2 protein-coding genes and 1 pseudogene are annotated in these 1,312 nt (G+C 56.7%); 2 read left to right on the top strand and 1 reads right to left on the bottom strand.

Features of this window, described 5'->3' with window-relative positions; genetic code table 11:
- Positions 1–296 (top strand): AAC(3) family N-acetyltransferase (locus tag ACFVRR_RS24280; RefSeq protein WP_236286337.1); only part of this gene is annotated, 296 nt, incomplete at its 5' end.
- A gap of 305 nt (positions 297–601) precedes the next feature.
- Here ACFVRR_RS24280 and ACFVRR_RS24275 read toward each other — a convergent pair.
- Positions 602–694 (bottom strand): annotated as a pseudogene (locus ACFVRR_RS24275) (IS6 family transposase); the annotation flags it as partial.
- 113 nt (positions 695–807) lie between these two features.
- Between ACFVRR_RS24275 and aac(3)-IVa the strand changes: the two are divergent.
- The coding region (gene aac(3)-IVa / locus ACFVRR_RS24270) for an aminoglycoside N-acetyltransferase AAC(3)-IVa (protein WP_387333333.1) at positions 808–1,312 on the top strand (505 nt) is incomplete at its 3' end.

The raw sequence follows: 1,312 nt of genomic DNA, 5'->3' as shown, positions 1-1,312 counted from the left end.
AGGTTCCCTATGGGGTGCCGAGACACTGCACCATTCTTCAGGATGGCAAGTTGGTACGCGTCGATTATCTCGAGAATGACCACTGCTGTGAGCGCTTTGCCTTGGCGGACAGGTGGCTCAAGGAGAAGAGCCTTCAGAAGGAAGGTCCAGTCGGTCATGCCTTTGCTCGGTTGATCCGCTCCCGCGACATTGTGGCGACAGCCCTGGGTCAACTGGGCCGAGATCCGTTGATCTTCCTGCATCCGCCAGAGGCGGGATGCGAAGAATGCGATGCCGCTCGCCAGTCGATTGGCTGAGCTCATAAGTTCCTATTCCGAAGTTCCTATTCTCTAGAAAGTATAGGAACTTCGAAGTTCCCGCCAGCCTCGCAGAGCAGGATTCCCGTTGAGCACCGCCAGGTGCGAATAAGGGACAGTGAAGAAGGAACACCCGCTCGCGGGTGGGCCTACTTCACCTATCCTGCCCGGCTGACGCCGTTGGATACACCAAGGAAAGTCTACACGAACCCTTTGGCAAAATCCTGTATATCGTGCGAAAAAGGATGGATATACCGAAAAAATCGCTATAATGACCCCGAAGCAGGGTTATGCAGCGGAAAATGCAGCTCACGGTAACTGATGCCGTATTTGCAGTACCAGCGTACGGCCCACAGAATGATGTCACGCTGAAAATGCCGGCCTTTGAATGGGTTCATGTGCAGCTCCATAAGCAAAAGGGGATGATAAGTTTATCACCACCGACTATTTGCAACAGTGCCGTTGATCGTGCTATGATCGACTGATGTCATCAGCGGTGGAGTGCAATGTCGTGCAATACGAATGGCGAAAAGCCGAGCTCATCGGTCAGCTTCTCAACCTTGGGGTTACCCCCGGCGGTGTGCTGCTGGTCCACAGCTCCTTCCGTAGCGTCCGGCCCCTCGAAGATGGGCCACTTGGACTGATCGAGGCCCTGCGTGCTGCGCTGGGTCCGGGAGGGACGCTCGTCATGCCCTCGTGGTCAGGTCTGGACGACGAGCCGTTCGATCCTGCCACGTCGCCCGTTACACCGGACCTTGGAGTTGTCTCTGACACATTCTGGCGCCTGCCAAATGTAAAGCGCAGCGCCCATCCATTTGCCTTTGCGGCAGCGGGGCCACAGGCAGAGCAGATCATCTCTGATCCATTGCCCCTGCCACCTCACTCGCCTGCAAGCCCGGTCGCCCGTGTCCATGAACTCGATGGGCAGGTACTTCTCCTCGGCGTGGGACACGATGCCAACACGACGCTGCATCTTGCCGAGTTGATGGCAAAGGTTCCCTATGGGGTGCCGAGAC

It is taken from the genome of Gottfriedia sp. NPDC057948 (assembly GCF_042887255.1).
GTDB lineage: Bacteria > Bacillota > Bacilli > Bacillales > Bacillaceae_G > Gottfriedia.
The sequence above is the reverse complement of the archived record's forward strand: the minus strand, read 5'-3'. Positions and strand labels throughout refer to the sequence as shown.